This is a genomic window from Stenotrophomonas sp. YJH_SMC_73 (genome assembly GCF_059370155.1).
Genome location: NZ_JCAFTJ010000004.1, coordinates 369,518 through 391,539, shown reverse-complemented (window position 1 = coordinate 391,539; position 22,022 = coordinate 369,518). Strand labels below are relative to the sequence as shown.

Annotated in this window: 13 protein-coding genes and 2 pseudogenes; 7 read left to right on the top strand and 8 right to left on the bottom strand. The window is 66.8% G+C overall.

Annotation, left to right across the window (positions count from 1 at the left end):
• Positions 1 to 234: 234 nt before the first annotated feature.
• On the bottom strand, positions 235 to 1,155 hold the full coding sequence (locus AC5P8R_RS09235) for a LysR family transcriptional regulator (RefSeq protein ID WP_014646737.1): 921 nt from the start codon (positions 1,153 to 1,155) through the stop codon (positions 235 to 237).
• Between the two features lie 140 nt (positions 1,156 to 1,295).
• Between AC5P8R_RS09235 and AC5P8R_RS09230 the strand changes: the two genes are divergently transcribed.
• Entirely contained in the window at positions 1,296 to 1,997 is a 702-nt protein-coding gene (locus AC5P8R_RS09230) for a pirin family protein (protein ID WP_014646736.1), read from the top strand.
• A gap of 115 nt (positions 1,998 to 2,112) precedes the next feature.
• On the opposite strand, the pseudogene AC5P8R_RS09225 reads toward AC5P8R_RS09230, so the two are convergent.
• A pseudogene (locus AC5P8R_RS09225) lies at positions 2,113 to 2,352 on the bottom strand (TonB-dependent siderophore receptor); the annotation flags it as partial.
• 27 nt (positions 2,353 to 2,379) lie between these two features.
• Positions 2,380 to 3,075: an alpha/beta hydrolase gene (locus AC5P8R_RS09220; protein WP_495223311.1), complete on the bottom strand. Its 696-nt coding sequence runs from the start codon at positions 3,073 to 3,075 to the stop codon at positions 2,380 to 2,382.
• 184 nt (positions 3,076 to 3,259) lie between these two features.
• On the opposite strand from AC5P8R_RS09220, the gene AC5P8R_RS09215 reads away from it, so the two are divergent.
• The gene (locus AC5P8R_RS09215; RefSeq protein ID WP_180834890.1) at positions 3,260 to 4,399 is read left to right on the top strand and encodes an MFS transporter; all 1,140 of its coding nucleotides are present in this window, start codon (positions 3,260 to 3,262) and stop codon (positions 4,397 to 4,399) included.
• A gap of 82 nt (positions 4,400 to 4,481) precedes the next feature.
• On the opposite strand, the gene AC5P8R_RS09210 is transcribed toward AC5P8R_RS09215, so the two are convergent.
• A complete protein-coding gene (locus AC5P8R_RS09210; protein WP_126411929.1) occupies positions 4,482 to 5,600 on the bottom strand; it encodes an alpha/beta fold hydrolase in 1,119 nt (372 codons plus the stop codon).
• Positions 5,601 to 5,784: 184 nt separating this feature from the next.
• On the opposite strand from AC5P8R_RS09210, the gene AC5P8R_RS09205 reads away from it, so the two are divergent.
• The 4 genes from AC5P8R_RS09205 (at position 5,785) to AC5P8R_RS09190 (ending at position 12,665) form a co-directional block, all read left to right on the top strand.
• Positions 5,785 to 7,131 carry a c-type cytochrome gene (locus AC5P8R_RS09205; RefSeq protein ID WP_495223310.1) on the top strand — a complete coding sequence of 449 codons (1,347 nt, stop codon included), beginning with the start codon at positions 5,785 to 5,787 and terminating at the stop codon, positions 7,129 to 7,131.
• Positions 7,128 to 8,054, top strand: a complete 927-nt coding sequence (locus AC5P8R_RS09200; protein WP_014646731.1) for a c-type cytochrome — start codon at positions 7,128 to 7,130, stop codon at positions 8,052 to 8,054. The genes AC5P8R_RS09205 and AC5P8R_RS09200 overlap by 4 nt, the downstream gene beginning before the upstream one ends.
• A gap of 115 nt (positions 8,055 to 8,169) precedes the next feature.
• Positions 8,170 to 10,548, top strand: coding sequence for a TonB-dependent receptor domain-containing protein (locus tag AC5P8R_RS09195; protein WP_014646730.1), 2,379 nt, complete (start codon positions 8,170 to 8,172; stop codon positions 10,546 to 10,548).
• An 8-nt stretch (positions 10,549 to 10,556) separates the two neighbouring features.
• On the top strand, positions 10,557 to 12,665 hold the full coding sequence (locus AC5P8R_RS09190) for a phosphocholine-specific phospholipase C (RefSeq protein WP_014646729.1): 2,109 nt from the start codon (positions 10,557 to 10,559) through the stop codon (positions 12,663 to 12,665).
• 108 nt (positions 12,666 to 12,773) lie between these two features.
• Here AC5P8R_RS09190 and AC5P8R_RS09185 read toward each other — a convergent pair whose 3' ends face one another.
• From AC5P8R_RS09185 to AC5P8R_RS09170, 4 genes are all read right to left on the bottom strand, one after another.
• Complete coding sequence (locus AC5P8R_RS09185; protein ID WP_014646728.1) at positions 12,774 to 14,369, bottom strand: alkaline phosphatase D family protein; 1,596 nt, start codon at positions 14,367 to 14,369, stop codon at positions 12,774 to 12,776.
• 10 nt (positions 14,370 to 14,379) lie between these two features.
• Positions 14,380 to 17,313, bottom strand: a complete 2,934-nt coding sequence (locus tag AC5P8R_RS09180; RefSeq protein WP_495223309.1) for a TonB-dependent receptor — start codon at positions 17,311 to 17,313, stop codon at positions 14,380 to 14,382.
• Positions 17,314 to 17,454: 141 nt separating this feature from the next.
• Positions 17,455 to 18,477 (bottom strand): FecR family protein, encoded by a 1,023-nt coding sequence (locus tag AC5P8R_RS09175; protein ID WP_075076273.1) that lies wholly within the window; start codon positions 18,475 to 18,477, stop codon positions 17,455 to 17,457.
• Positions 18,474 to 18,989 carry an RNA polymerase sigma factor gene (locus tag AC5P8R_RS09170; RefSeq protein ID WP_075076274.1) on the bottom strand — a complete coding sequence of 172 codons (516 nt, stop codon included), beginning with the start codon at positions 18,987 to 18,989 and terminating at the stop codon, positions 18,474 to 18,476. Before AC5P8R_RS09170 ends, AC5P8R_RS09175 begins: the two co-directional genes overlap by 4 nt.
• A 320-nt stretch (positions 18,990 to 19,309) precedes the next feature.
• Here AC5P8R_RS09170 and aceE point away from each other — a divergent pair.
• A pseudogene (gene aceE, locus AC5P8R_RS09165) lies at positions 19,310 to 21,977 on the top strand (pyruvate dehydrogenase (acetyl-transferring), homodimeric type).
• Positions 21,978 to 22,022 lie beyond the last annotated feature (45 nt).

Here is a 22,022-nt window from a genome sequence, read left to right as displayed (position 1 = left end):
TGCGGGAGTGTCCGCGGCATGGATGCCGCGGCCAAGCCCCCATGGGTGAGGGCGCTTTGCTTGCGAAGCACTGCTTCGCAAGCGCCCGAACGCACAGCCGCCAGCGGCTGGGCCGGCCTGGGGGTTTACGGCGTCTCCCGCAGCCGGACCCAACCCGCCACCTCACGGAATGCACGCTGTTGCTGTTGCTGTTGCTTTGGCCTCGGCGGGTGCAGGGCGCAGCCCTGCCAAACCCTACCCCTTGGCCATTGCCTGCCACCACTGCGACAGCAGCTCCGGCCTGCGCAGGCGCTCGCGCCACCACCGCAGTGCCGCGCCGTCCTCGCCGGTGCGCCAGGCCAGCCAGAACGTTTCCTCCGGCTTGTGTTCCTCCACCTCGCGGATCACCAGCTGGCCACGCGCCACTGCAGCGCGCGCGCACGGCTCGGGCAGGAAGCCGAAGCCCACACCTTCGCATTGCAGCTTCAGTTTGCTGGCCATGTCAGGCACGGTCAGCATCTCCTGCCCCATCAACAGGCCCACCGTGCGCGGCAGCAACCGCCGCGCCGAATCAGAAACGGCGATCGCGCAGTGCTCGACCAGCTGCTCGCGACCGAGCACGCCCGGCACCTTGGCCAACGGATGACCGGGTGCGACCGCGAACACGAACTCCACCGTGCCCAGCGGCTCGACCACGTAACCACCGCCACTGGGCCCCTCGCCCGGCGCCCCGACCAGCAGGTCGGCGCGCCGGTCCAGCAGGGCCTCCCAGGTGCCGGACAGGGCCTCGCCGATCAGCCGCAGCCGGGTCGGCGCCTCCGCTTCACGAAACGCGGCGATGTCCGGGCCCAGCAGCCAGGTCGGGAACACCGAGTCCACCGCCAGGGTCAGCTCGGTCTCCCAGCCCGACGCCACCCGGCGCACCCGCAGCTCCAGCTCGCGGGCCGCACGCAGGAGATGCCGACCCTCGTCCAGCAGGGCGCGTCCGGCCTCGGTCGGTTCGGCACGCGGGCCGACCCGGTCGAACAGCTGAACGCCGAGGTCCTCCTCCAGCTTGGCCACGGTGTAGGAAATGGTCGAGGGCACCTTGTGCAGGGCCTTGCCGGCGCCAGCAAAGGAGCCGCGGCGGTCGATGGCATCCAGGATCTGCAGGGCATCGAGGCTGAGCTTGAGCATTCGAATTTTTCGATGATGGCCGTCAAAACTATCCGTTTTTCAAACCCCGGGCGCAAGCAGATACTTCTCTCCAACGGGGAAACACGACAACTACCGCCTCACCCCGCCCCATCGAAACCATCGAACAAGGAGATTCCATCATGCTGCAGATCCGCAAGAGCGCTACCCGTGGCCTGGCCGAGCATGGCTGGCTGTCCTCGCGCCATACCTTCTCCTTCGCCAACTACTACGACCCCCGCTACGTCAGCTTCGGCCCGCTGCGGGTGATCAACGAAGACAAGGTGATCGGCGGCCAGGGCTTCGGCACCCATAGCCACAGCAACATGGAGATCGTTTCCTATGTGCTGGGCGGCGCGCTGGAGCACAAGGACTCGATGGGCACCGGCTCGGTGCTGCGCTACGGCGACGTGCAGCGCATGAGTGCCGGCAGTGGTGTCAGCCACAGCGAATTCAACCACTCGGCCGACGAGACCGTGCACTTCCTGCAGATCTGGATCTTCCCGGACCGCGAGAACATCACGCCGTCCTACGAGGAGACCCACTTCGCCCCGGAGACCAAGCGCGGCCAGCTGCGCCTGATCGCTTCGCCGGACGGCGCCGACGGTTCGCTGCGCATCCACCAGGATGCCCGCATCTTCGCCACCATCCTCGATGGCGGCCAGAAGCTGCACCACGCGCTCGGCAATGGCCGTGGTGCCTATGTGCAGGTTGCCCGAGGCCAGCTGCAGGTCAATGGCATCACCCTGGAAGCCGGTGATGCACTGCAGGTCAGCGACGAAGCGCAGCTGACCCTGGAAAACGGCAACGACGCCGAAGTGCTGGTGTTCGACCTGCCGCTGTAACCACAACGCCCGCGATGCCGCAAAGCATCGCGGGCGCATTTCCGTAGAGCCGAGCCCACGCTCGGCTGCGGTGTGACAGCCAGCCGAGCGCGGGCTCGGCTCTACAGGACCCGCGTCAGAACCTGTACGTCATCGCCAGCCGCACATTGCGCGGCTCACCCCAGGTGTAGGTGCTGTACCAGCTGAAGATCGTGTAGTAGCGCTTGTCCAGCAGGTTGTTGACGTTGAGCGTGGCCGACAGGCGATCACTGAATTCATAACGCGCCATCGCATCCAGCAACCAATACGGTTGGGTGCGATGTACCACCTTGGCCTGCGTGGCCGGGTTGGTGATCTCGCCGAAGGTGGAATCCTGTCGTGCGGTGCGACGCGCCGCGCAGGCTCAGCCGCCGATGGCGGCGCAGGCCTCCAGGATCAGCGCGGTCACTTCCTTCGGCTGCGAGGCCAGCGAGGCATGGCTGGCATCCAGCTCCAGCAATCGCTTGGGCTGGATGCGCGTGGCCATGGCCTTCTGGTTGTCCGGCGCGATCATGCGGTCCTGGCGGGACAGCTGGTACCAGCTCGGCTTGTGCTTCCAGGCCGGATCGCTGACCGCATCACCGAAGGCGCTCGCCAACGGCGCCTTCTGGGTCACCGCCATCACCCGGCCCTCGTCGGCGCTCAGGTCCTGGCAGAAGCTCTCATGGAACCTGTCCGCACGCAGCCACAGGTAGCCATCGCTGTCCGGTGCCAGGTTCGGCGCTGCCTCCGGCAGGTGCTGCTGGGTGATGCCACCGGGGCTCTCGCCGGCATCAGGCGCGAAGGCAGCGATGTAGACCAGGCCCTTCACGTTGGGTTCGCTACCGGCCTGGCTGATCACCGCGCCGCCGTAGGAGTGGCCGACCAACAGCACCGGCCCGTCGATCTGCCGGATCATTTTCCGGGTGCGTCCTGCGTCGTCGGCCAGCGAGGTAAGCGGCAGTTCCACCGCCTGCACGCGGTCGTGGCCGTTGCGATGCAGTTCCAGGATCACCTTGGCCCAATGTGCGGCCCCGCCCCAGAATCCATGGACAAGGAGGATGGTCGGTGTCGTGCTCATGTAAAGGTCTCCGGCAGCGGCCGGCGGGATGCCGACTGTGCAGCCACTGTCCGTGCGTGGCGTTAATCGCTGGTGACGCAATCGGGTCACTGCAATCGTATGCGTCGTTTGATGTCATGCATGGCACTTGCCGACCTGGCCTGATAACGATTTCATGGAGCTCTCCCCGAGCTTCGCATCACGCATGACGCCTTCATCCCCACGTGCCCAGCAGCACGCCACCCGTGCCGCCTTCTTCATTCCCGGATTCGCCACCGCCGCGTGGGCACCGATGGTCCCCTACGCCAAGGCCAAGGCCGGGCTGTCCGACGCCAGCCTCGGTGCCGTGCTGCTGTGCCTCGGGCTCGGCTCGCTGCTGGCGATGCCACTGGCCGGTGCGCTGACCGGACGGCTGGGATGCCGGCGCCTGCTGGTGGCCAGTTGCGCAGCGTTGCTGCTGGCACTGCCATTGCTGGCACTGGCGCCCTCGCCGCTTGCGCTGGGCGCCGCCCTGTTCTTGTTCGGCGCCGGTGTGGGCGCGATGGACTGCACGGTGAACATGCAGGCCGTGGCGGTCGAGCGCGACGCCGGGCGCGCGATGATGTCCGGCTTCCACGCCTTCTACAGCATCGGTGGATTCGTCGGCGCCGGCTGCATGACCGGGTTGCTGATCCTCGGCACGCCGCTGTGGCTGGCCGCGCTGCTTTCGGTGGCCGCGCTGCTGCTGGTTGCCGTGCTGTCGGCACCGCACTGGCGTCCGCAACGGATCCTGCACGAAGGCCCGCTATTGGCGCTGCCGCACGGCGTGGTCCTGTTCATCGGCGTGCTGGCCTTCGTGGTGTTCCTTGCCGAGGGCTCAATGCTGGACTGGAGTGCGGTGTTCCTGGCGGAAGTGCGGCAGGTACCGCGCGACCAGGCCGGGGCCGGCTTTGCGTTGTTCACCCTGGCGATGACCGCGATGCGCCTGTTCGGCGACGGCATCGTCGAGCGCCTCGGCCGGACCCGCACGCTGGTCATCGGCGGCATCACCGCTGCGGCGGGCTTCACCCTGGCCACGCTGGTGCCCTCGTTCCCGGTGGCGTTGGCCGGCTACGTACTGGTCGGGCTGGGCTGCGCCAACATCGTGCCGGCGCTGTTCTCGATGGCGGGCCAGCAGCGGGTGATGCCGGAGAGCATCGCCATCACCGCGGTGACCACACTGGGTTACGCCGGCATCCTCGCCGGTCCGGCAGCGATCGGCGCACTGGCGCATGCCACCAGCCTCGGTTTCGCCTTCCTGTGCGTGGCCGCGCTACTGCTCGGCGTCGCGGCGTCTGCCCGCGCGCTGGCACGACGCGTGGCCTGACAGAAAAAGGGGACGGAGGGGATTAAGTCGTTTCCCGCACACCTGGCCTGGAAACGACTTAATCCCCTCCGTCCCCTTTTTCTCAGCTGCGCGCCAGCCACTCAGCCTGGGCCGGCAGCTGCGGTGCCGGGCACGCGTTCTGCGGATGGTGCTCGTCGCGCGCCATCCAGTCATCGACCACGCCCGCCAGCAGGTCCAGCCGCAGCGGCAGGGTGATGTGGTCCTCGCCGCGCATTTCGATGTAGTGCGCGCGCGGATTGGCCTGGGCCAGTTCGCGGCCCTGGCTGACCGGAATGTGCTGGTCGCCCTGCCCGTGCAGCAACAGCACGCAGGCGCGGGTATCGGCCAACGCACGCGCGACGTCCACGCGGTCCAGATCGACGTCGATGCGGCGGCTGGCGGCGGCGATCACCTGGTTGATGTCCTGGCCGCCGTAGCGCCAGCGCGCGTACGACGCCACCGCCTGCGCCTTCAGGCCTTCCGGCTGCAGCCCCATCAGGTGCGGGATCATGGTGCGGATCGCCACGCCGGCATTGGCGAACGATTCCATCGCCACCACGCCTTCGACCTGGTCACCCAGCTTGTCGGCGGTGAACACCGCCGTGGCCGCACCATAGGACACACCGAACAGGTACAGCGGCCCGGTCACTTCGCCGCGCGCGCGCAGCTCGCCGATCACATCGACCACGTCATCCGACTCATAGGTGCCATAGCCGGACGGGCCGGTGCCGGACTGGCCATGGTTGCGCAGGTCGAGCGTGACCACGCGGTAGCCGGATTCGGCCAGCTGCAGCGACCATGGCAGCATCGAATCACCGTTCATCATCCACCCATGCAGCAGCACCACGGTGCCGCGCGGCGCCTGCGCGCGGAACGGCTGCGGCACGGCCAGGCTCAGGCCGGTATCCAGCGGCAGGCCGTTCTCGTGGCGCTGCGGCAGGTAGCGGTAACGCGCGCCGTAGTCGCCCGGATCGAATACGCGCCAGAAGATCGGCACGCCATCGCGGCCCGCCGCGAAGCCATGGCGGTTGGGCAGTTCGGCGATGGCCGCGGCGATGCGCGGACGATCGAGCAGGGTCGACACGCCGCCCGGCGCGATCAGCTGATCGGCGAGTGAGGTGGACGAGGCGTTGATCGAGGATGAGCATGCGGCCAGCCACAGGCCGGCGCACGCCAGCAACAACAGCAGCAGGCGCTTCATATCACGTCATAGGGGTGAATCAGACAGATTGGGACGGTAACGCCCAATAGACCGGCCATCTATCGCGCACGGATGACGGCTTGATGACAACGCAGGAACGATTCAGTTTGGTGTAAAAGCTGTATCGGTTCAGTCATTGATCCGGATCAATGAACGCGCGCCCGGGAGTGCCCACAGTGCCGCCATGCGCATCTCGTTCAAGCTCGCCATTGCCCTGGCCGCCACGGTGGCCGCCGCCTACGGCATCGCCCGCAGCACGCCCTACTGGTTCGCACCGCGACAGACCGCGCAGGTCGACATCCACGATCCGGCGCTGATCGCGCAGGGGCGCTACCTGTCACGTGCCGCCGACTGCGCGGCCTGCCACACCGCGCCGGGCGGCAAGCCGTTCGCCGGTGGCCTGGGCATGCAGACGCCGATGGGCACGATCTATTCGACCAACATCACCCCCGATCCGGACTCCGGCATTGGTGCCTACGACTACGCCGATTTCGAACGCGCGGTCCGCCGCGGCATCCGCCACGACGGCCAGCCGCTGTATCCGGCGATGCCGTATGCCTCGTACGTGATCGCCAGCGATGCCGAGATCAAGGCGCTGTATGCCTATTTCATGGGCTCGGTGCAGCCGGTGAAGCAAAGCAACGCCGACAGCACGATTCCATGGCCGGCCAACATGCGCTGGCCTTTGGCATGGTGGCAGCTGCTGTTCGCGCGCCCGCGCAGCTTCAACCCGGATCCGTCGCTGGATGTGGGCCAGCAGCGTGGCGCTGAGCTGGTTGAGGGCCTGGCCCACTGCGGCGCCTGTCATACACCACGTGGGCTGGCGTTCCAGGAGAAGGCGATGGCCGACGATGGCAGCCGCCAGTTCCTGTCCGGCTCGGTGCTGGAAGGCTGGTATGCGAAGAACCTGCGCAATGAATCGACCGGCCTGGCCAGCTGGAGCGAGGGCGAGATCGTCGACTTCCTGCGCACCGGGCGCACCGATCGATCGGCAGCCTTCGGTGGCATGGCCGACGTGGTCGAGCACAGCACGCAGTACCTGTCCGACGCTGACCTGCTGGCCATGGCGCGCTACCTGAAGCAGCTGCCGGCGCGTGAGGGACGCAGTGCGCAGTGGTCGCCTGGTACCGACACCACCACCGCCGCGCTGCGTAGTGGCGACTATCGCGTGGCCGGTTCGCTGGCCTATGCCGAGCACTGCCAGGCCTGCCACCGTGCCGACGGGCGCGGCATGCCACGCGTCTATCCTGCCCTGGCAGGCAACTCGATCGTGTTCGCCGACGATCCCAGTTCGCTGGTGCAGGTGACCCTGATCGGGGGTCGCACCCCGCACACCCCGCACGACCGCATGGCCTTCACCATGCCCGGCTTCGAGCAGCTGCCGAACGCGCAGCTGGCACAGATCCTGACCTTCATCCGCAGCAGCTGGGGCAACCAGGCCAGCGCGGTGAGAGAGGTCGAGGTGGCACGCATGCGCCGGGTGGTGCGTGACAAGCCGGTGCACTTCGTTCCGCAGGAGGCCGCACGATGAAGCGTTCGCGCAAACGTTCCCGCCTGCTGCTCGGTAGTGCGATCACCGTGGTGCTGCTGGCCGGTGCGGGCACCCTCGCCTATCGTCACCTGCACCCGGGCCTGGATGCCGCCGTAGCCAGTACGATCGATATCCTCGATGCACAGGGCAAGGTGGTCGCCCACTACCACGCGCCCAGTGCCGAGGAGATCGCCGGACTGGGCAATGCCGAATCGGTGATGCTCGGCCGGCGCATCCTCAACGAGACCGCGCGCCTGCTTCCGGACAACGTCGGCAACGATCTGAACTGCAATTCGTGCCACATGGCCGAGGGCAAGCGACCGTTCGGCAACCACTACTTCAATACCGGCGGCGGTGCCTATCCGCGCTACATGCCGCGCCCGGGCAAGGTGATCGGGCTGACCGAGCGCATCAATGGCTGCCTGCAGCGCTCGATGAACGGCAAGCCGCTGCCGAAGGACGCACCGCAGATGCGCGCGATGCTCGACTACATGGCGTGGCTGAGCAGCCCGGTGCCAGAGGGTGCAAAAGTGGCCGCGCCCAGTGAGGGCCCCATCGACAGCACGCTGACTCCGGACCCGGTCCGCGGCCAGGCGCTGTATGCCGTGCAGTGCGCCGCCTGCCATGGCGACAACGGCGAAGGCCGACGCGATGCCAGCGGTGACATCGCCTTCCCGCCGCTGTGGGGCGACCACAGCTTCAACATCGGTGCCGGCATGGCGCGCCTGTACAAGGCGGCCGGTTTCATCAAGCACAACATGCCACCGGCAGTGACCCGCGCACCGCCGCTGGGGCAGCAGGTGATGCCGGACCAGGATGCGGTGGACATCGCCGGCTATTTCATCAACCAGCCGCGGCCGGACTTCGCCAACAAGGGCAAGGACTGGCCGCGTGACCCGAAGCCCAAGGACGCACGGTACTGAAGCAGGCGGCGGGTGCCGGCCGTCGCAGAACACGATTCCTGCATCGCCACGTCATGCCGATGTCATTGGCGCTGCCGACACTCCGGGGCTTCCCTGCTCTGAAGGTCCGGTCTCGATGCGAACGTCTGCGCGCTTTCCCCGTGTCTCGCTGCTTGCCCTGCTGATCGCTCCCGCACTGGACGCCCTGGCCGAAGCACCGCAGGGCGATGCCGCTGAAGCGCGCAGCAGTGAGGCCCGCACCCTCGACCAGGTGCAGGTGATCGGCCAGGCCACCAGCTATGCCAAGACTTCCGTGCGTGCGGAAACGCTGAACCGGCAGACCGTGATGAGCAGTGTCAACGACGCGCTCAACGAAGTGCCCGGCGTGGTGGTCAGCGAGGCCGATGCCACCGGCTCGTCGGTGTGGGGCACGCAGATCAGCATGCGTGGCTTCGTCACCAACCGTGATACCCAGCAGATCGGCACCACCATCGACGGCCTGCCCAATGGTGGCTCGGGTTACGGCGGCGGCTCGCTGGCCAACCGCTACATCGACACCCTCGACCTGGAAACGGTGGAAGTCAGCCAGGGCACTGCCGATATCTCCTCGCGCTCGAACGAGGCCCTGGGCGGCACGCTCAACTTCCTCACCAGCGATCCGCTGCAGGACAGCCGCCTGCGCTTCGTGGTCGGCACCGGTGACAACGAGGCACGCAAGTACTACGTGCGCTACGACACCGGCCTGCTCGGCGGCCACACCCGCGCCTGGGTCAGTGCCTCGTCGGCGCGCGTGCATGACTGGATCGATGGCAGCGGCAAGACCAGCAATGACCACATCGCCGGCAAGCTCATCACCGAACTGGATCGCTGGACCCTGACCGGCTACCTGTCCTACAACGATGCGGACGAGCCGGAGTACACCAGCGTCTCACCGAAGGGCTTCGCGACCAATCCGGATCGCGACAACCTGGTCGGTACCCTCACCGGCATTCCCTACCTGGACCAGAACTACCGTTCCGGCTCGCGTGCGCTGCGCGAGAACACCTTCGGCTACCTGCGCGCGGCCTTCGACGGTGGCAACGGCTTCAAGGCCTCGGTGGCCGCCTACGGGCACCGCATGCAAGGCCGCGGCGACTGGCTGCCACCGTATCTGGCGCAGGTCAGCGATGACGGAGCCGGTCGCCCGGAGTCGGAATACCTCGGCGGCAAGACCGTGTACGGCGGCAGCAACCGTGGCCAGATTTTCTTCGTCAATCCCGATGGCAGTGCCGCGCAGCGCCTGGCCAGCTGCAGCCCGCGCCTGGGCTTCACCGCCGAGTACGATCCGAACTGCTACGCCGGCAACGTGCTGGGCGCGCAGTCGTATCGCCACACCCACTACGACAACGACCGCATGGGCGTGACCGCCGACGGCGAATGGCGCCAGACTTTCGGCGCAGTCGACAACACGATCCGCGGCGGCCTGTGGGTGGAGAAGCTGGACCGTTCGGCACGCCGCGACTGGCATCGCCTGCTCAACGTCGGCCAGGACATCGCCTTCGACCACCAGCCGTACTGGGTACAGTTCGAGGACAAGTACAAGGTCGACGAACAGATGTACTACGTCGAGGACGTGGCCCGCTTCGGCCCGTTCAGCGCGCGCCTCGGCGTGAAGCAGTTCTTCGTCGACCAGTCGCGCCGCCGCGTGATCGGTGCCAGCGAGCACGTCACATCCGACTCCAGGTCCGATCCGCTGCTGTCCACCGGCTTCACCTGGGCGCCCGGCGTGGAAGGCATGGAGCTGTTCGCCGGCTTCTCGCAGAACTTCGCCGCGATTCCTTCCGGCGTGCTCGGCGAGACCGACCCGCAGCGCTTCCGCAACGTCGAGCCGGAGACCGCTGACAACATTGAAGTGGGCATGCGCATCAGCCGCTGGCCGTTGACCGCCTCGGTCACGCTGTACAACATCAAGTTCGACAACCGCATCGTCTACCTGCCGGCCGGCTTCGTCAGCGGCATCGACTACCTGGGCGAGACCGACGGCGTCTACGAGAACTTCGGCGGCGTGGAAAGCAACGGCCTGGAAGCAGCGTTCGGCTATGGCTGGGACAACGGCTGGCGCCTCAACGCCGCCTATACCTACAACCGCTCCAAGTACCTGGGCAGTGGCGATGCCGCGCGTGATACCCAGCTGGGCATCGTCGACGGCGCCAAGGTGATCGGCCAACCCGAACAGACCCTCGTACTCTCGGCGGACTGGCAGGGCGAGAACTGGAACTTCGGCCTGTCCGGCCGTTACCTGGGCACCCGCTACCTCGACGCCGCCAACGTCAACAAGCTGCCCTCGGCCACCGTGTTCAACGCGAACATCGGCTTCGATCTGCAGGGCCTGTCGCCGCGCCTGAAGGGCATGGGTGCCAACCTGGTGGTGAGCAACCTCACCGACAAGCGGTATCTTGCGGGGGTGGACGGCCGCGACAACGCCTTCATCGGCGCTCCGCGCACCGTCGGCATCTCCTTCCGTGTGGACCTGTGAGTGAGCCCGTGACCGATATCGGCCGACGCCGGTTGTTGCAGGCCGGCGTTGCCGCCGGCCTTTCCCCGCTGCTGCCCAGCATCGCCCGGGCCGCCGCGATCGCCCCCGCCGCGCGGACCCGCAGCCTGGAAGACCTGCAGCACATCGTGGTGTTCATGCAGGAGAACCGTTCGTTCGACCACTACTTCGGCACGCTGCCGGGCGTGCGGGGTTTCGGCGATCGCTTCGTCGCTCCGGCGCAGGCACTGCAGGCCGGCGCCCGCGCGCGCAGCCTGTGGCTGCAGCCCGATGCCAGCGGCAAGCGCGCGATCGCGCCGTTCCCGCTGGATACCGCCGCGCACTTCGGCTACATGCGCGTGGAAGGCACGCCGCACACCTGGCCGGATGCACAGCGGGCCTGGGACCACGGACGCATGGGGCAATGGCCGAAAGCCAAGCAGAACCACTCGATGGGCTACTTCCAGCGCAGCGACCTGCCCTTCCAGTTCGCCCTGGCCGATGCCTTCACCATCTGCGACGCCTACCACTGCGCGATGCAGGCCGGAACCAACCCGAACCGGGTGTTCCTGTGGACCGGCCACAACGATGCTGCCGCCCGCGCCGGCGGCCCGGTGATCGCCAACTCGCACGACAACTTCACCGAGCACGGCGGGCATCCTGCGTCGTACCGCTGGGCCAGCTATGTCGAACGCCTGCAGAAGGCGGGGGTATCCTGGCAGATCTACCAGGACATGGCCGACAACTTCACCGACAACCCGCTGGCCGGCTTCGAGGCGTTCCGCCAGGCCTACCGCGCTGCGCCGGGGCATGACCCGCAGCTGCGCGCACGCGGGGTCAGCACGCGTGGCCTGGCGCAGCTGCGCCAGGACGTCATCGACGGACGCCTGCCGCAGGTCAGCTTCATCATCGCCGACGCGGCAGGCAGCGAGCATCCCGGCCCCTCCAGCCCGGCCCAGGGCGCGGCCTATACCGCGCGCGTGCTGGATGCACTGACCGCCGATCCGCAGGTGTGGAGCCGCACCGCCCTGCTGCTGATGTTCGACGAGAACGACGGTTTCTTCGACCACATGCCACCACCGGCACCGCCTTCGCCGGTGGACGGTGGCTGGGCGGGTGCGTCCTCGGTCAGCACTGAAGGCGAGTACCACCGCCATCCGGCACCGGGAGATGAGAAGTACGACTTCGCCGAACTGCGCGGCCGCCCGTATGGACTGGGCCCGCGCGTGCCGCTGTACGTGATCTCGCCCTGGAGCCGCGGTGGCTGGGTCGATTCGCAGGTGTACGACCACACCTCGGTCATTCGACTGATCGAACGCCGCTTTGGTGTGTCCGCGCCGGACATCTCGCCGTGGCGCCGCGCGGTCTGCGGCGACCTCAGCACTGCGTTCGACTTTGCCCAGCGCGATACCCGCCCGTTCGTCCGCGGCCTGCCCGACGTGAGCGCGGTGGCCGCACGCGCCGCTGCTTTGCCGGGGCGCACCGTGCCCGCGCTGCCAGAGGGGCTGAAGCCAGCGAAACAGGAAAGCGGTGTACGCCCGGCGCGTGCCCTTCCCTATCGACCGCAGGCATCGATTGCTGCGGTCGACGTCGCGGGCGTTGACCTGGCGTTGTCCTGCGAGGGCGCAGCGGCAGTGCTGCATGTCTACGATCGGCTGCGGCTGGAGGCGGTGCCGCGCCGTTACACGCTGCTGCCGGGCATGCCGCTGCGCGAGCGTTGGCCGCTGGACGCCCAGGGCCGCTATGACCTGTGGCTGCTCGGTCCGAACGGCTTCCACCGCCACTTCCAGGGTGCGGCCAAGGCTCCTGCCGTGCAGGCTTCAATTGATCGCGCGGATGGCCAGCTGCGGCTGCACCTGCGCAATCTGGGTGACAGCGCACAGCAGGTGCGTGTGCAGGCGGGCGCCTATGCCGGCCACATGCCCGAGCAGACGATGGCCCTGCCGGCGCGCGCGGAGACCACGTTGGCGTGGGACGCAACGCCCACCGCAGGCTGGTACGACCTGCACATCGGTGCGGGCGACAGTACCCTGCGCCTGGCCGGCCGCACCGAGGATGGTCGTCCCGGTACCAGTGACCCGGCGATGGGCACCGAACCGCTGCGGTTCGAGCACGATTGAAGAATCCCTGTAGTGCCGAGCCCATGCTCGGCTGCTTTCGCCCCGGTCGCATTGCCCCGAAAGAAGCAGCCGAGCGTGGGCTCGGCTCTACAGCGCAGACCGCTAGATTCAGGCCTCCTGCAGCCCCGGCCGGCCGTGCTCCACCGCGTAGCGCTTCCAGCTCTGCACGGTACCGTTCGGTCGCATCACCGTATCCAGCGTCTTCATGTCGCCGATCCACGCATCATGGGTGACATCGCACAGCAGGTAGCCACGCTTGTCGGTGGTCGCCTTCAGATTGGGGCTGTGCGCAAGCTGGTTCCTGGCATACGCGTCCACGCCCTGGCCGTCAGCACCGGAAGTGATCGAAGTGGCAAGGAACTCGCTGGAGACCACGCCCGAATCACGATGGTCCTGCACCAGGTCGCTGGCGTAATGCCGGTGCGCGTCGCCACAGGCGGTCACCACGTTGCCGAAGCCGACCTTCTGGATGTGGTCGAGCAGGCGCCGACGGCTGTCCAGGTAACCCGACCATTGGTCATCGGACGACTGCACCACGCCGTCCTTCTCGCGCATGTAGTTGCCCAGCGCTACCTGGTGGGCGATGGTGTGCCAACGCGGTGCGGCATCGGCCAGGCCATCGAACAGCCAGCGCTCCTGCTTCGCACCGACGATGCTGCGCTCCGGCGATTCCACGTCCTCACGCAGCGCCATGTTCACCTGCTTGCTGCGGTACTGGCGTGTGTCGAGCAGGTGCAGGTCCATCAGCGTTCCGTAGCGTGCGCGCCGGTACAGCTGCATGTGGCCATCGCGCGGGAATGCCGAACGGCGCAGCGGCATGTTCTCGTAGTAGGCCTGGAACGCCTGTGCGCGCCGCAGCAGGAACACTTCGCTGGGCGTATCGTCCTGGTCTTCGGCGCCGGCCCAGTTGTTGTCCACTTCATGGTCATCGAAAGTGACGAACCACGGTGCCGACGCATGCGCGGCCTGCAGGTCGGCATCGCTCTTGTACTGGGCATAGCGGCGGCGGTAATCATCCAGCGTGTAGGTCTGCGGGCCGACGTGGTTGCGCAGGTTGGTGAACGGCTGGCCGTTCATCTTCCGCAGGCCAGGCTGGCTTTCACCTTCGTAGATGTAATCACCGTAGTGGAAGACGAAATCCAGCGGTTCCTCGGCGATGCGCCGCCACGCGGTGTAGTGGCCTTCTTCGTAGTGCTGGCAGCCGGCCACCACAAAGCGCACGCGATCCACCGCTGCCGCGGCTGCCGGCAGCGTGCGGGTACAACCGACTGCACTGGCGTGGCCACCCACGGTAAAGCGGTACCAGTAGGGCCGTCCGGGCGCCAATCCTTCCAGTTCCACGTGCACCGCGTGGCCGAGTTCGGGATGCGCGAGCGCCGAACCCTGGCGTACCACCTTGCGCATGCCTTCGTCCGCTGCCAGCTGCCATTCGACCACCATCGGCCGGGTCGGCATGCCACCGCCGAACACCAGCGGCTCCGTCGCCAGCCGCGTCCACAGCACCATGCCGTCGGCCGTGGGATCACCCGAGGCCACGCCCAGGGTGAAGGGCGTGCTGGCAAAGCGCGGCTTGGCCAGCAGGTTGCGCGGGTTCAGCGTGGTGGCATCGGCCTGCGCGGCCAGCGCGCGTGCCGTGCCCATCCAGGCGCCGGCAGCGGACAGGCCGGCCAGGGCCAGGAATCGCCTGCGATTGATCGTCTCCACGGCTGTGCCCTCAGTTGTAGATGATGTGGAAGTAGAAGAAGCGGCCGTAGTCGTCGATCTCGGTACGGAAGCGCCCGTTCGGGCCGGTGCTGTAGGTCGGCTGGGTGTTGAACAGGTTCTTGGCTTCGTACTTCAGCGTCACGTGCCTGCTGACCTTGTGGCTGAAGGCCATGTTGAAGGTCATGTACGGGTCGTAGTACGAATCCAGCCACTGGGTGTCGCCGAAGTCGACCAGCATCCGGCTGCGGTAGGTTCCGGACAGGCGCAGTTGCGAGTTCTTCCACGGCATGCGCCAGATCACCGAACCATTGAGCGACCAGTCCGGCTGGTACAGCAGCCGGTCCAGGCGTCGCTCGGTGCCATCGGTGATGCGGTAGTTGGTCCTGCCTTCCAGCCGCGTGGCGTTGAAGTACATGTCGAAGCGCTGGCGGCCCCATTGCAGGTTGCGGTTGGCCACCGCGAACTCGACGCCGCGCAGCCTGGACTCATCGGTGTTCATCGGTTGGGTCACCCGGTAACGGGTATCGCCCACGTTCTCGAAGGTGGTCAGGGTGTAGATGTCGTCCTTGATTACCTTGTCGAACAACGCCACCGAGACCAGGCCGTTGTTGCCGTTGAAGTACAGGTCCCATGCAAGGTCGATGTTGGTGGAACGGCGCGGCTGCAGGTTCGCATTGCCCTGCTTGATGGTGCAGAAGCCCCTGCCCTCCTCGTCATCGCCACAGCTGGTGCTGGTGGCCTGGGCAATGTTGCTCGGCGTCGGCCGGCCCAGCGTGCGGCTGGCGGAGAAGCGCAGGCGCTGGTCCTCGCTCAGCTTGAACGTCGCATTCAACGAGGGCAACAGGTTGTTGTAGCCACCGCTCGTGTTGCGGAAGGCAGAGGTATAGGTGGTGCCGCCATCATTGCTGAACGGGCTGTAGGCATCGAAGCGGGTGTGGTCATAGCGCAGGCCACCGATCAGCAGCAGCCGGTCCCAGGCGTAGTGCGCGGACACGTACGCATTGGTGATGTCCTCCACGTACTTGTAGTCACTGGTGAAGTTGGCATTCGGATACGCCGCATTGTTGTTGCCCAGTTTCGGTAGCAGTTCCTCGTTCCACTTGCGGTTGTCGATCAGCGGGAAGCCCGGCACGCTGCCCAGCAGCGTCGATCCCGGATACAGGTAATCGTTGAGCGTGGCGCTGCTCTTGAAGTAGTCGAAGTCGATGTCCTGCCAGATCTTCAGGTGACGGTATTCGGCGCCGGTGGCCAAGCCGAAGCCACGTGCATCGGCGTCGATGTTGTAGCTGAAGTCGGCGCGCAGGTTGTCGATGCTCTCCTTGGCATCGCGCGGGGAGACATAGGCCTGCGCCGGATTGAGCTTGAACGCCGAGCTGGTCAGCAGGCTGGAATCGGACACCGCCACCGCGTTGGGGAAACCGTGGCTGTCGTTCTCGTAGTCGACGAACAGGCTGCTTGGGTAGGCGCGCACACCCCAGTAGACCTGGTTGTTGTGGAAAGTCTCTTCGGTATGGCCGCCGCGCAGGGTCAGCCGCGAACGGTCGCCGATGTCCCAGTTGAAGCTGGCGATGGCGCCACGGTTGCTGCGGTCCCAGCGGTCGTGGCGGTTCTTGATGTAGATGCTGTTGATCTGGGTGGTGCCGCTGTCCTCGGTCTGGTTGCGGATCGGAAACTTGGCGTTGCCGTACAGGTCGGTCTTGTTCATCGTCGAGTTCTCGTAGAACCGGTACGAGTACAGCAGCAGCGATGCGTAGAACGGATCGTCCGACGGCTTCCATTCCAGCTTGGCCGAGCCGCCGAAGTTGGTGATGAAGTTGGTGTAGGTGCCGGTGCTGAAATTGCCGGGCGCACGCAGCCCGTTCCAACCCTTGGCCTCATCCGGCCCGGTGGTGCCGTCGGTGAGGTACTTGCCGGCGTCGTTGTAGTAGTAGTTCGACTCCACCCAGCGCTTGACGCTGTTGCGCGAACGCTGCTCATAGCGTGCCACCGCGACGATGCCGAACTCCTGCCCGGCGCCGAACTGGTTGGAGAACACCATCTTGGCGCTCTTGCCGAAGTGGCCCAGGGTTTCGTGGTTGCCGCCAGCGCTGCGCTCGACGTTGGTCTCGGCCGTGGAATAGATACCTGCCACGTCGGCAAACACGTACTTGCCGGACCGGTCGAAGGCACTGCGGCTGATGATGTCGATCACGCCGCCGATCGCATCCGGTGCCTGCTCCGCACTGAAGCTCTTGTAGATGTCGGTACGGGTGCCGATGTCGCTGGGAATCAGCTGCAGGTTGTTCATGCGTTCGCCGGAGCCACTGCCACCCACGCTGGCAATCGCGATGCCATCGATGGTGGTGTAGTTGAGGTTGGCCTGTACGCCGCGCACCGTCACGTAACGTGGCTCGCCGGCATCCTCCACCGCACTCAGGCCTGGAGCGGCCATCAGGCTCTCGGCCAGGGTCTCGTCGCCGTAGCTGTCCATTTCGTCGTAGACCACCGAATCCTTGATCACCGGTGAGGTCTTCTTCTGGTCGATCACCTCGTGCGCGGCAATCACCTTCACCGTGTCCAGGGTCGGCGCCACCACCGCCTCGGCCTCGCGCGGCTTCGGTGCGCCGGGGTTCGGCGCGTTGCGTACCGGTGCCGGATCGATGGCGATGACATTGCCATCCACAACGGTGTAGCCCAGGCCGGTACCGGCCAGCAGTGCATCCAGCGCCTGCCTGACGGTGGCACCGCGCGGCACCGCACCGGCCATGCGGGCATCGCCATCGGCCGAGTACAGGAACTGCACCCCGGAACTGCGTGACAACTGCTCCAGTGCACGCGCCAGCGGCTGTGCCGCGATCGGCGTGGACACACGCGCCTCCAGGCCATCGGCGGCGGCGGCGAAGGCCAATGGCATGCTGCCGGGAGACAGGGCGAGGATGATCGACAGGTAGAGCGTGTTGCGCATCACGGGTCCTTGGAAGAGAGAAGGCAGCAGGCGCCGCTGCGCGGATCGGCAGCGGCTTCTCCCAAGTAAGAGCCCGCATCCACCAAAGTGGAGAACGCGGATTCGATGAATTTTTTCTGACAGTCCACGGCCACCTCGGCCTCAGCGGCTGCCAACCCGCACTGTGTCGCCCTCGCGGCTCACCACGAAGCGCGGGTCACGTTCGAGGAAGGCCTGCAGCGCACCGATGCGATGCGCATCGAGGCTGCCGGACAACCGTGCCGATGCCGCGCCCTCGTCCAGCACGCGCACCTGCACCTGGTTGTGCCGGTTGAAGGCAGCAGCCACTTCGTCCAAGCGTTCGTCAAGGAAGGACACTTTGCGCTGCTGCCAGTCCAGCAGCATCGACAGTGGCATGTCCAAGGACTCCACCGCATGGCTGCGCGCGTCGACCTGCACCACCCGGCCCTGCCCCAACTGGGCCAGGCGGCGGGCACCCGCGCCTTGGCTCCAGACCTCGACCTCGCCGGAAACCACACCGATGCGCGTGCTCTGCAGCCGTCGCGACACGTCGAAGACTGTGCCGATGTCCCGGATCTCCAGGCCGTTCACCTGCACCTCGAACGGGCGGCGGTCGCGTGCGATGTCGAACGTCGCCTCGCCCTGCAGCAGTTCCGCCTTGCGACTGAACCAGCCCATGCGTACCCGCAGGCGGCTGTCCGCGTTGAGCCGCACCTGTGTCCGGTCAGGTAGCACCAGGTCACGCAGTTCACCGTGGTCGGCGCTGTACAGCTGTTCGGTGGGCATCAGCTGCGGGACCAGGCCCACGCCGAGCAGGGCGATGCAGGCTGCGGCAGCCATCACCCACCCGCGCGTGCGGCGGCGCAGCGGCGCGGCGTGCGGCGCGGCGGGGGCACTATCGAACAGAGGCACCACTTTGGCGGCCGCCTGCCGTGGCGGCGCCGGCGCCTCTTCCGGCAACGGCGATTGCAGTGCCTCGCCGACCTGCCGGTGCAGCGCGAGGGCGTGCATATAGGCGCGCACGTGCTCGGGCGAGCGCTTCATCCAGTCCAGGAACGCAATCCGCTCGGCCTCGTCCAGCACTCCCTCGCGATTGCGCAGAAACCAGTCCATTGCCTCGCAGGCGAGCGTGTCGTCGGCCATGGGCGATGCGTTCCGGTTCATGCGTGCTCCCTGGCGCCCAGCGCCTTCCTGCAGGCCTCCAGACCCTTGCCGATGTGCTTGCGCACCATGTGCACCGACACCTGCAACTGCCGGCTGACTGCCGGGCAGTCCAGCCCGTCGCGGTAATGCAGCTCCATCACCCGTCGCGTGGTCGCCGGCAGACGTGCGATGGTGCTGCGGATATCGTTCCAGCGCTGCGCGCGCTCGAACTCGCCCTCGATGTCTTCTTCGCTTTTCAGCACTTCGGCCAGCTGATCCACGTCTTCCAGCGGCGGCAGCGACAAACGCGCGCGCGCGTGCTCGCGTGCCAGGTTGGCCGCGACCGTGAACAGGTAGGCCTCCGGGTTCTCGATCGCTGCGGCATTCTCGCCGGTGGCCCGCAGCAGCCGCAGGTACACCTCCTGCGCCAGGTCCTCGGCGTCTTCGCTGGCAGAACCGCGACGCAGGAAGAAGCCACGCAGCAGCCGTCGGCGCAGCGCGTAGCTCTTCTCCCAGATCCTCACGCTGTTCACGGCCGGCCAACACCCCGAGGCTGGAAAGCCCCGCAGGGTGACGACCATCGATGACAGTGGCGTTGCAGCAGGCGGCCATGCCAGGCACTCTCCGCCCGGCACATTCGCCCATGATACGGCGCACCGTGCCAACCCTTGCTTGCCAGAGACCCAAGCCGGGCCCGCCTATCGAAGCCGCGGGGCCAGGCCTACGCTTGCCTCCCCGGTGGCCGCCACGGTCGCCCTTCGCGTCACGGCCCCGCCATTGCGACCCCGCTCCAGTGCTGTGCGCCCTGCCGGTGTTGTCGCCCAGGCAGAGCCGGCGCCCTCTGGAGACAGTCATGAACCAAGCCCTGACCCCCTTCGATACCGACCCGCTGGAAACGCGGGAGTGGCGTGAATCGCTGGAGGCGGTGATGCAGGCCGGTGGCCGGCCACGCGCGCATTACCTGATCGACCAGCTCAGCGAGCTGGATGCGCAGCGGCACGGCGATCTGCGCGTGGACCGCCTACGTCAACACCATCCCGCCGGAGCGCCAGCCGGCCTACCCGGGCGACCTGGCCATCGAGCGCCGCCTGAACGCGATGATCCGCTGGAATGCGATGGTGATGGTGCTGCGCGCCGGCAAGCACTCCAACGTCGGCGGCCACATCGCCACCTACCAGTCGGCGGCGGTGCTGTACGACGTGGGCTTCGACCACTTCTTCCGTGGCCGTACCGACACCTTCGACGGCGACATGATCTACATCCAGGGCCATTCCGCGCCGGGCATCTATGGCCGTGCGTACGTGGAAGGGCGCATCGATCCGGCACGGATGGACAACTTCCGCCGCGAAGCCGGTCGTGACGGCCTGTCTTCGTATCCACACCCGCGCCTGATGCCGGAGTTCTGGCAGTTCCCCACCGTGTCGATGGGGTTGGGCCCGCTGACCGCCGCCTACCAGGCGCGCTACATGCGTTACCTCGAGTACCGCGGCCTGAAGCAGCACCAGGACCGCAAGGTCTGGGCCTTCCTCGGCGACGGCGAGATGGACCAGCCCGAATCGCTGGCGGCGATTTCGCTGGCCGGCCGCGAGCGGCTGGACAACATCGTGTTCGTGGTCAACTGCAACCTGCAGCGCCTGGACGGTCCGGTGCGCGGCAACGCCAAGGTCATCCAGGAACTGGAAGGCACGTTCCGCGCGGCCGGCTGGAACGTGATCAAGCTGATCTGGGGCAGTGGCTGGGACGACCTGCTGGCCCGCGACCACAGCGGCCTGCTGCGCCAGCGCATGATGGAATGCGTGGATGGCGACTACCAGACCTTCAAGTCGCAGAGCGGTGCTTACGTGCGCGAGCATTTCTTCGGCCGTTACCCCGAGCTGCTGGAGCTGGTCGCGCACATGAGCGATGACGACATCTGGGCGCTGGCACGTGGTGGCCACGATCCGCAGAAGGTGTACGCCGCCTACCAGCAGGCGGTGAACACCCGCGGCCGGCCGACGGTGATCCTGGCCAAGACGGTCAAGGGTTTCGGCATGGGCGAAGCCGGCGAAGGCCAGAACATCAACCACCAGCTGAAGAAGATGAGCGCCGATGCAGTACGCGCCTTCCGCGACCGCTTCAACCTGCCGGTCAGCGACGAGCAGCTGGAGGAGATGCCCTATCTGCGCCCGGAACCGGGCAGCGCCGAGGCCGCCTACTTCGCCGAACGCCGCCGCATCCAGGGTGGGCAGCTGCCGGCGCGCCTGGCCAAGGTGGATCCGCTGCCGCTGCCGCCGCTGTCGATCTTCAACACCCAGCTGCAGGGCAGTGGCGATCGCGGCCAGTCCACCACCATGGGCTTCGTGCGCATCCTCACCAGCCTGCTGAAGGACCCGGATCTGGGCAAGCTGGTGATTCCGATCGTGCCCGATGAATCGCGCACCTTCGGCATGGAAGGCCTGTTCCGCCAGATCGGCATCCACTCCTACCTGGGCCAGCTGTACACCCCGCAGGATGCCGGCCAGCTGAGCTATTACAAGGAAGCCAAGGACGGTCAGATCCTGCAGGAAGGCATCAACGAATCCGGTGCGATCTGTTCATGGATCGCCGCCGGCACTGCCTACAGCAACCACGGCTTGGCCACGATTCCGTTCTACATCTTCTATTCGATGTTCGGCCTGCAGCGCGTCGGTGACCTGGCCTGGGCCGCTGCCGACGCGCGTACCCGCGGCTTCCTGCTCGGTGCCACGTCGGGCCGCACCACGCTGATGGGCGAAGGCCTGCAGCACGATGACGGCCACAGCCACGTGCTGTCGTCGGTGATTCCGAGCTGCGTGTCCTACGACCCGACCTACAACTACGAACTGGCGGTGATCATCCACGACGGCCTGCGCCGCATGTATGTCGACCAGGAAGACATCTACTACTACATCACCGTACTCAACGAGAACTACCCGCAGCCGGCACTGCCCGAAGGCACCGAAGCCGGCATCCTGAAGGGCCTGTACCTGCTGCATCCGGCAGCCGCCGACAACGCCTTGCAGCCACGCGTGCAGCTGATGGGCAGCGGCTCGATCCTGCGCGAAGTGGAAGCCGCGGCAGACCTGCTGCAGCAGGACTTCGGCATCGCCAGCGATGTGTGGAGCGCGACCAGCCTGACCGAACTGCGCCGCGACGGGCTGTCCGCCGAGCGCTGGAACCTGCTGCATCCGGCCGAAAAACCGCGCGTGCCCTACGTGCAGCAGTGCCTGCAGGGTCATGAAGGCCCGGTGGTGGTGGCCACCGACTACATGAAGATCGTCGGCGACCAGATCCGTCCCTTCATCAACGACCGCCGCTTCACCGCATTGGGCACCGATGGCTTCGGCCGCTCCGACACGCGTGAATCGCTGCGCACGTTCTTCGAAGTGGATCGCCACTTCATCGTACTGGCGGCCCTGAAGTCGCTGGCCGACGAAGGCCGCATCGAACGCTCGCGGATGCAGGACGCGATCGACAAGTACGGCATCGACACCGGCAAGCGCGATCCGGCCGCCGCCGTGTAAGGCCGTTGCATTCACCACGCCTGCCCTGCGGGCGTGGTGAATGCA

Excerpts from the sequence above, each read along its gene's own strand:
- AC5P8R_RS09235 (WP_014646737.1), bottom strand. The coding sequence starts at position 1,155 with ATGCTCAAGCTCAGCCTCGATGCCCTGCAGATCCTGGATGCCATCGAC.
- AC5P8R_RS09230 (WP_014646736.1), top strand. The coding sequence starts at position 1,296 with ATGCTGCAGATCCGCAAGAGCGCTACCCGTGGCCTGGCCGAGCATGGC.
- AC5P8R_RS09220 (WP_495223311.1), bottom strand. The coding sequence starts at position 3,075 with ATGAGCACGACACCGACCATCCTCCTTGTCCATGGATTCTGGGGCGGG.
- AC5P8R_RS09215 (WP_180834890.1), top strand. The coding sequence starts at position 3,260 with ATGACGCCTTCATCCCCACGTGCCCAGCAGCACGCCACCCGTGCCGCC.
- AC5P8R_RS09210 (WP_126411929.1), bottom strand. The coding sequence starts at position 5,600 with ATGAAGCGCCTGCTGCTGTTGTTGCTGGCGTGCGCCGGCCTGTGGCTG.
- AC5P8R_RS09205 (WP_495223310.1), top strand. The coding sequence starts at position 5,785 with ATGCGCATCTCGTTCAAGCTCGCCATTGCCCTGGCCGCCACGGTGGCC.
- AC5P8R_RS09200 (WP_014646731.1), top strand. The coding sequence starts at position 7,128 with ATGAAGCGTTCGCGCAAACGTTCCCGCCTGCTGCTCGGTAGTGCGATC.
- AC5P8R_RS09195 (WP_014646730.1), top strand. The coding sequence starts at position 8,170 with ATGCGAACGTCTGCGCGCTTTCCCCGTGTCTCGCTGCTTGCCCTGCTG.
- AC5P8R_RS09180 (WP_495223309.1), bottom strand. The coding sequence starts at position 17,313 with ATGCGCAACACGCTCTACCTGTCGATCATCCTCGCCCTGTCTCCCGGC.
- AC5P8R_RS09175 (WP_075076273.1), bottom strand. The coding sequence starts at position 18,477 with ATGAACCGGAACGCATCGCCCATGGCCGACGACACGCTCGCCTGCGAG.